The 8,633-nt window shown below is 45.7% G+C and carries 7 protein-coding genes and 1 pseudogene; 1 reads left to right on the top strand and 7 read right to left on the bottom strand.

The window, feature by feature from the left end; all coding sequences use genetic code 11:
* A pseudogene (locus A3763_RS12130) lies at positions 1 to 248 on the top strand (IS3 family transposase); the annotation flags it as partial.
* Here A3763_RS12130 and A3763_RS12125 read toward each other — a convergent pair.
* The 7 genes from A3763_RS12125 to A3763_RS12100 all read right to left on the bottom strand — a co-directional run bounded on the left by A3763_RS12125 (position 245) and on the right by A3763_RS12100 (position 8,502).
* Complete coding sequence (locus tag A3763_RS12125) at positions 245 to 880, bottom strand: ABC transporter permease (protein ID WP_068633592.1); 636 nt, start codon at positions 878 to 880, stop codon at positions 245 to 247. The pseudogene A3763_RS12130 and the gene A3763_RS12125 overlap by 4 nt on opposite strands.
* A 2-nt stretch (positions 881 to 882) precedes the next feature.
* The gene (locus A3763_RS12120) at positions 883 to 1,806 is read right to left on the bottom strand and encodes an ABC transporter ATP-binding protein (RefSeq protein ID WP_068507636.1); all 924 of its coding nucleotides are present in this window, start codon (positions 1,804 to 1,806) and stop codon (positions 883 to 885) included.
* Positions 1,803 to 3,155, bottom strand: a complete 1,353-nt coding sequence (locus tag A3763_RS12115; protein ID WP_068507633.1) for a nitrous oxide reductase family maturation protein NosD — start codon at positions 3,153 to 3,155, stop codon at positions 1,803 to 1,805. Before A3763_RS12115 ends, A3763_RS12120 begins: the two co-directional genes overlap by 4 nt.
* A gap of 47 nt (positions 3,156 to 3,202) precedes the next feature.
* Positions 3,203 to 5,116, bottom strand: a complete 1,914-nt coding sequence (gene nosZ / locus A3763_RS12110) for a TAT-dependent nitrous-oxide reductase (protein ID WP_068507631.1) — start codon at positions 5,114 to 5,116, stop codon at positions 3,203 to 3,205.
* Positions 5,117 to 5,225: 109 nt separating this feature from the next.
* The gene (locus A3763_RS28630) at positions 5,226 to 6,092 is read right to left on the bottom strand and encodes a 4Fe-4S binding protein (RefSeq protein ID WP_068764603.1); all 867 of its coding nucleotides are present in this window, start codon (positions 6,090 to 6,092) and stop codon (positions 5,226 to 5,228) included.
* Positions 6,093 to 6,161: 69 nt separating this feature from the next.
* Positions 6,162 to 7,379: an FMN-binding protein gene (locus tag A3763_RS28625; protein WP_068552894.1), complete on the bottom strand. Its 1,218-nt coding sequence runs from the start codon at positions 7,377 to 7,379 to the stop codon at positions 6,162 to 6,164.
* 214 nt (positions 7,380 to 7,593) lie between these two features.
* A complete protein-coding gene (locus tag A3763_RS12100) occupies positions 7,594 to 8,502 on the bottom strand; it encodes a response regulator (protein ID WP_068507629.1) in 909 nt (302 codons plus the stop codon).
* Positions 8,503 to 8,633: the final 131 nt, after the last annotated feature.

Raw genomic sequence — 8,633 nt, 5'->3', positions numbered from 1 at the left:
ATGAAGCAAGAACTTGGGTGAAAGAGTTTGTCACTTGGTACAACACAGAGCACCGGCATAGTCGAATTAACTTTGTTACCCCAGAGCAAAGGCACTTAGGTCTGGATGAAGAAATATTATCGAAGAGGGATGAGCTTTATCGCAAGATGAAAAGAAAGAACCAAATAAGGTGGTCAAAAGCTACGCGGAACTGGGAGAAAGTGGGTGACGTTAAGTTGAACCCGGAGAAGGAAAAACAAGCAGCTTAAATGCTCAGGCGACAACTACCTTGAAAAACGCCGTTACTGGCGACTAAAATAGCGAGTAAAGCCAAGTCGAATACCAGTACAAAGAAAAACCAGGTGACCAAAGCCAGGCCCGCGGCACGCGATTTCTCTTCTACGCTAAGACTAATAACATAGGCGATGGCAATAAAAACCCAGCCAAGTAGTGTCGCCGATAGAATAAACCAGAAAAATGCATTGAGAACTTCTAGGGTTTCCACCTCGCTGCTGAAGATAATGGCTGCTGCAGCAGTACTAAAACCAAGCAGGGAGGAGATCGCGATGATACTTCCTTGGCCCAGAAATTTGCCAATCAACATATCGCGTCGACTGAGGGGGTAGGTGAGCAGGAGTAGCATGGTGCCTTGTTCATATTCTCCTACGAAGGCGTTGTAGGCGATCATCAATGCGATCAAGGGAATCAGGATAACGGCCAGACTTGCCAGACTAATTAAGGTTGAGTTGAGCGAGGCAAAGCCGATACTACCTGAGGCAGCCGCGCCAAAATACGTAAGCCCTAAAGATAGAATGGCGAAGATTACCGTGATCGCCAAAGTCCAGCGATTGCGGAAGCCATCTTTAAATTCTTTTGAGGCGACAGTTAGTATTTTATCCATATTTATTGCTCTCCCTTGCGAATAAAGTGGCTGTATATTTCCTGCAAGGAAGGTTGCTTGATCTCCAGGTCGCTGATGCTTGTATTTCCCGAGAGTGTTCTAAGGGCGGACATTTTATCTTTCGTCGGCACAAGCAGAGATTGCTGGCCAGCCGCACAGGCGACCGCATTTTGATACTGCATGAGTTCGCTGGGAATTTCATTCGCTGCTAAGCCATGCGCTTTGATCTCGATAGGCAGCTCGCTTTGCTGGCGAAGCGTTTCAAGATTACCCAAGGCTAATTGCTTCCCGCCACCTAGTATCATAGCTCTGTCGATATGCGCTTCAACACCAGGGAGAACATGAGAACAAAGAATCACTGCGCAACCATCGCTTCGTAGTTCGTCTACCGTACGATAAAAATAATCGGTTGCGATAGGGTCTAAGCCAACGGTGGGCTCATCCAGTAATAATAGTTTAGGTTTGCCTAGCAGTGCTTGCGCCAAACCAAGGCGCTGCCTCATACCTTTAAAGTAGGTTTTGACTGCTCGATTTGCTGCAGCTTGAAGGCCAACACTCTCAAGTAACCGTTCAGCCTCGTTCTTTTTAAAGCCTTTAAGTTTGGCGAAGTAAGTGAGTATATCGCGCCCGCTTAGGTGATCATAAAAGCTAACATTTTCGGGTAGATAACCAAACTTCTGGCGAATGTGGTGAGCTTTTTTGTCTCGAGGTGACTGGCCAAGGGTTAGTACTTCGCCTTGACAAGGCTCAAGCACGCCCAGGATGATTTTCATCAGCGTACTTTTGCCAGCGCCGTTATGACCAAACAAGCCAAGCACTTCGCCTGGAGGCAAGTCCAGATTGATTGCCTCGAGTGCTTTTAGCTCGCCATAATGTTTGGAGACTGAGTCAAGCTTAACAACAAGGTCAGAAGAAGGGGACGTCATGGGCTGGCTACCTTACGAGCGGGCGGTGTCATGAGAGGGAAACTATCTCTTACCCCAGGCGATTTAAGTACCGGGAATTGTTTTTGGATATAACGTAGTAACAATACTGCAGGGCTATCCATTAGCATTTTTGCCTGAGGAAACTTCCATAGTAGCTTGTCGATACTGTCATTGGGTTCGAAGTAGGTATCGCCAATTTGATCATTGTTCATATCCCAGCCTAAATAGTCGCTCCAGTAATTACCTTGGGCGTCGAGGCTCCATTCTTGTTTGCGGGTCGCGACGTATTTCACTTGAGTCTGGTTTTTGATAAAGGTGTTTTTAGCAATAATATTGTTCTCGGAACCTGCTGTCAGGTGAATACCGATTTCTGCATTACTCACGTCATTGTCTAGAATTTTGTTGTGCAGCGAGTTATAAATAAAGAAGCCCTTACCATCGGCACCCTCAACGTGACGTGCCTCACTTTGACGCACGCCATCAATCGTGTTGTTAGTTAAGGTGGAATAGGTAATAAAGTTTAATAAGATGCCGTAGTCTTCACTATCGAGTGACTGGTTATGATTGACAGTGAGACTTCTGGATTGCATGAGCGCATAGCCTGCACGGGTTCGTACCGCTTTGTTTTTGGTGACGGTATTGCTGTGGGAGTACATGTAATGAACCCCGTAGCGAAGGTCGTGCATATGGTTTTCAGTGAGCAGGTTGTTCTGGCTAGAAATAATGTAAATTCCGTCACGGGTATGCCAGATTTCGTTGCCACGAACCTCGGTATTGGTCGCAACGGATAGATGAATACCATTGCCTCGGTCGGTTGAGCGCATCTGCTCGTTACCGCTTATTTTATTGTTGATAATTTTTGCACCATCGCATTTATCTAACCAAATACCGCTAGTATCACCATGAAGCAGGTTATTCTTGATGGTTGTATTTTGTGCCGATTTTTCAATAAAGATGCCGGCATTCATTGCCGTTAAATCATCGCCCCAGTTTTCTATTGTCAGATTTTCAATGGTGACATGTGGAGCTTTTATTCGAATCCCGTCATGCATGCCTTGGGCGTTGATGATAGCGCCCTTTTCACCTTGAATAGTGAGACTCTGTCGAATAACAAAGTTACCGGCGTAAACACCGGGAGAGAGGACTATCGTATCGCCTCGAGAGGCATTATCGAGAACAGCTTGTAGGTCTAGCTGAGAATTAATCCTTATCTCTTGAGCATAGGCTGAAGAGGATAAAAGAGATGCCACCACTATCAGACAGGTACAGAGGCACAGCATAAGGATATACGCACTGTGCTTCTGTTTGTTCTGCTGTGTTTCCAGCAGTATTCGAGATGGTTGTGACATCTTGTACTTCTTTTTCGCCTTTAGCAGTTAGCTAAAGCTTAAAGGGTTTAAGCTTCGACTAACATTCGGCCACGCATTTCCATATGCAGTGCATGGCAGAACCAGTGACAGTAGAACCATTGTACGCCAACCTTGTCGGCGGTAAAGGTCACTGACTGGGTTTGCTGAGGGCCAATTTCCATACTGACGCCATGGTTGACCATACAGAAACCATGAGTTACGTCTTCTACCATATCAAGGTTAGTGATCACCATGGTGACTTCATCGCCTTGCTTAACGGTAAATTTGTTCAGGCCAAAGTTTGGTGCAACCGAGGTCATATAAACCGTCACTTTGTTACCCTTGCGAATAATCTTGTTGTCCATTTCAAGATTTACACCATCTTTCTTTGCTTGAGCAACGGTTTCAGCGAAGAAGGGGTCATCACGCTTCCAGATTTTGCTTGGCTTCACTTTGCTTCGATGAACGATCATACAATCGTGAGGCTCAGCAAAGGTCGGGCCGTCGTGAATCAGCTTCATTTCATCGCCGGAGATATCGATTAACTGATCATTTTCGGCACGAAGTGGGCCCGTCGGTAAGAATCGGTCTTTAGAGAACTTACAGAGACAGACTAGGTATTTGCCATCAGCATCACGGGTTTCACCCATGGTGGTGTGAAGGTGACCTGGCTGATAATGAACATCCAGCTTTTGGCGAATGTAATTAACTTTCTTGTCTTGATAAGCTTTGATCGCATCTTCCACGTTCCACTTAACCACCTGACTATCGATAAAGACGGTTGTATAAGCATTACCGCGTCCGTCAAAGGCTGTATGAAGCGGCCCTAAGCCCAGCTCTGGCTCTGCAACGATGGTATCGCGAGGTTTGATCTTATCATCAAATAGTGAAGCCAGCTTCTTGATCGCAATCACTGAAACGGTTGGTGAAAGCTTACCGTTAGCCACAAAGTATTCACCGTTTGGTGAAGTGTTCAAGCCATGAGGACTCTTGGGTACCGGAATATAGCGAGTATATTTGGAACCTTTACGGCCATTGATTACAGGTACTTTGGAATCGCCGATTGTCTTGAAGTCACCGTTCTGAACCGCTTTCTCAAGCGCTGGAATATCAAATACAACAACATGGTCACGCTCAGCTGAAATCATTTCAGGTAGCGTTACGCCGTTTTCAGAGTTATAGCAGGTTGATGCAGCGAAACGACCGTCGTAGTCGGCATCGGTATTATCAAGGTTGCCATCAACAATGACCTGGAAAGCCATTTCCATCTTCTCAGCGTCAATGACGTTGAACATGGAGAAATATTTACTAGGGTCATCCAAATCACGTCCGTCATTCGGTAATGGAATTTCATATTCACCGTTACAGAATATATATTTGGTATGAGGTACTTTCTGAACCCTTAAACCATGGATCGCCTGTACATTTGGAACGTCGATCATCTTATCGGCTTTCATAATGTCGCAGCGGATACGTGCTACACGAGTATTTGCTTTATCGTTGATGAAAACATACTTACCGTCATAGCGGCCATCTTGCATACTCATATGAGGGTGATGTGCATCACCGTTAAAGTACTTGGCAGATTCACCCATGACTGCTTTACTTTCGTTGGTCTGACCCCAGCCAGTCGCGCTTTCATGGTTGAATACCGGAATACGCATTAGCTCACGCATTGAAGGTAGGCCAAGTATGCGAACTTCACCTGAGTGACCTCCACTCCAAAAGCCGTAATATTCGTCGAGCTCACCTGGCCCTACATGGGCGCTAGCAGCCATTTTCTCGGCCGTTTTTGCCTGAGCAAGTTCTGAAAACATGGATGCGGTAAGTGTTGACGCAGCAACACCTGCACCACCGACTAAAGTGGTTGCACCAATAAATTTACGACGGCTCATGCCTTCTTTTTCAGGACTATCATCGACGTGGCGGTCGACAGGGTTTTCCTTATTTATGTCGGTCATAATGATCTCCAAGTTGTTCCTGGTTGTGATAGAGAACTTCTTACTTCGTTGTTTGTACTGCTAATTCTTTAATTGCTTTTATTGTGTGTTTTTCTTTTGTATTCGAATCTTATGAGCCTCCTTGGTTGACAATACGAACCGGCTCGACAGGCGCTTCTTTCGTTGCTTTGCGGTATTTTTTGGCAAGTGGTGGGCATTTCTCTTTACTGTGATAAGTCATCTGACAATCGAGGCAGTAGTGGCATTCGCGCATATTAATCTCACCAGTAGGAGCAATCGCTCCGATCTCACACTCTTGGGCACAAAGCTGGCAGGGCTTGCCGCATTCTTTTCGGCGTTTTAGCCAGTCGAAGAGGCGAGCGAAAGAAGGAATAGCAATGGCTGCACCCATTGGGCAGACGTAGCGGCAATAGAACTTACGATTAAATATTGACGTAACCAGAAGCCCGGCCGCGTAAAGAATGAAGGGCCAATCGCGATCGAAGCGCAGCAGGAAAGTTGTTTTGAAAGGCTCCACTTCGGCATAGGTTTCTGCGACAGCCAGGGACTCCAGTGATAAGCCAAACAAAGCTAGCAAAATTAGGTATTTAATCGCCCATAAACGCTCATGAATAACAAAAGGAATATGTAGCTGAGGAATGCGTAGCTTCATCGCGATTTCGCCTATCAGCTCTTGCAAGGCACCGAAGGGGCACAACCAGCCGCAGTAAACACCTCGGCCCCACATTAAGACTGTGGCAGCGACAAAAACCCAAAGTACAAAAATAATCGGGTCGAGGAGGAAGGTTTCCCAGTTGAAGTCGTTCATCAGCGATTGAACGAAGGTAAGTACATTGACAACGGACAGCTGTCCCTTACAGTACCAGCCAATAAACCCTACTGTATAAAGAAGGAAGCCAATTCTGAAATAGTGCATAAAGCGAGGGAACTTAACTAACCAATCTTGTATGAATAATACAAGGGTGAGAACCAACATGCTGAAGACCAGCAGTTTCGTTGCCGTACTCTTATCTTCCCAAACCTGTTCCCATAGCGCTTTTTCTTCTTAGATTTCTGGCGGTTCAGGCCTAATTAAAAACTCTTCGAGTGCGGCATACTCTGGTTTAAAACTGGTAAAGACGCCTTCAATAGGGCCTGTCTGGCGGCGAATAAGTAGCTCGACTTGCCAGGGTTGTCCGGGGTCAAACTTATGATGCTCGCTGACAATGAACAGCGACATTTCTTTAAAGTGCGGCGTACCCGCAGCATATAGGTCGTTAATTCGGTATTGTTCGGTATCCCTGAAGCTGAACTCATTTTTACCTTGGTGAATGACGATTCGGTCAAATATTCCTCCGCGAACATAGCCAGAGCCTTTAAAGGAATAGCCGTTTCCGAGTAAACCTATTACATGCTCGCCGGGCTTTAGTTGCTCCATCATCCATTCATATTCACCGTCACCTAAGAGTGAACGGCCGACTGTCGGGATATTCAATTGCGTATAATATAGATCGACAAAAGTGTCTTCTTTTTCTTCAAGCGGGGCTGCCTGGTCCGCAGCTTCAGTTGCCATGAAAGCATCATCGACTTTGGAATTGTTCAAATGGAAACGTCGGATCGCACCGTTGCCTGTCAGGGTCTGCCAGTCGGAAGGCTGGTAGACTTCTTGATTAATCGTGGCCGCAGCCTGTGAGGCAAATTCAGAGGCTTCGATGATGCCATGCGCGATCGCCACTTCGTTGGCGGCGCGAATAATCCCCATGTTCATCACCATCACAGTGACGGTTGCACCGGATACGCCATCGAGATACTCGGTGTTCTCTTCTGTTCCCGTGCCGACTTTTACCTTGGTGTTAACTTTTAGCCCTTGGTATTGGTCCGTAAAGTCACATAAATCTTGCTCTGGAATTCCTACCAGCAAGATAGGTTCATGATGTTCCAGAACATTGGCAGAAATGATTGTTCCTTGAGTATCCAACGTCACAAGTGTATTGACGGGTTCACCGGAGTAGGCAGGAATACGCGCGACATCATCTGTTTCAAAGGCGTAGCCAATGACTTGCTCGTCTTGGAAAATCGTTTTGATTTGAGGGTCGCCAGTTTTTTCAGAAATCGAGCTGGCATTCGGGAAAGCCTCTTGGATAAAGGGAAGAGGGGCTTTAATTGGCGTGATATCAAGCCCGGCAGAAAAAGCAGGGCTGCCGATAAGGCAGATAAATAGACAGGAAACTAATAGATACAAATTCCTAAGGGAAAAGCTTGTTCCATCAAAAGGGTATTTCATCTCGTCTGTAGATCCAATATTTAATGTAAGCCATTGACGTTGCGAACATTAATACAGTGATCTGTAGCGAAGAGAAACGAAGAAAAGCAGGGCAGTTGACCCTAATCAACTTTATACCCCCAAGGTGATAGGAGTGTATAAGGTGATAATAGATTGAGTAAGGGAGCGAGGTTAAATATAAGGTCCAGACAAATGAACGGAATAGATAACTAACTTAGCGATTAACTGCGATCACCGACATTCGGCCCTTCCCATAACCATCTATACAGAGCTCAAAATCCATGCGCTGGTTACCGCCTTTTCGACTTAACGCATCTAGTTTATCGAATGGTTTGGCGATCAGGTGGAAGTTTTCCAGCTTTAGGTCCGTGCCACTTTTTTGGTCGAAGAATAGAACCGAAATTACCTTGAGTACCATGCCGCAGTTTTCGAGAAGCTGCTTTGGGATTGCCTTTTTCTGTATTGAGTCAAGCGCATCTTCAACCGGCAGGTTATGCAGAGCGGAACCCAAAAAACAGCTTGCTTCAAGATCGAGTACGCAGATACTACGAATAGACGAGGTGCCTGATATCGCGTAAATACCTGTAATGAAGGGAAGGTGCTCGTAATTGAGTGGCTCGGTTGTTTTTTCGGTGAGTTTAACCGAAGAGCTGGTGACCGCATTAATGGCTTTATCGAATGCGGCTGCCGTAGGTAGTGTGATGCCTTTGTCGCAAGTTACGGCTGTATCTTGCTTTAAAGCATCCTCACCTTCTATTGCGCCTTGGAGGATAGGCAGAACTGCTTTATGCAAATCTTCATCGGTAAAGGGCTTGTTTACAATGAAACATGCACCCATTTCTTTCGCTTCTTTTAAACGGCTCTCAGAGGTTTCTGAGGTGACAAACCCGATGTTGCTGGGTAGTTCCAATTTATTCAATAATTGCAGCAGCTGAATTCCTGTCATTTCCGGCATATGCCAGTCACATAGAATTAGGTCAGGCGTCCAGTCTTTGGCTATATTAAGCGCATCTTTTCCGTTATTTGCCGTCTTGTATTCATTGTCGCTATAACCCAGCTGTTCTAGGCCACGTTTAACAATAACTTGCATGGCACGGCTATCGTCTACGATAAGAAATTTCATTGCGGATAAGACCCTTTGTATATAGCAAGTGTTTGAATTGCTTTATTAATTATTTGAAGCGATAGTTTATTCATTGCGCTAACTTTGTCCAATAAATACGCCGGCATATATGGTTGTTCCGTCTTCATCCT

The organism is Oleiphilus sp. HI0128 (assembly GCF_001635365.1).
This window is presented reverse-complemented; position numbering and strand designations above follow the sequence as displayed.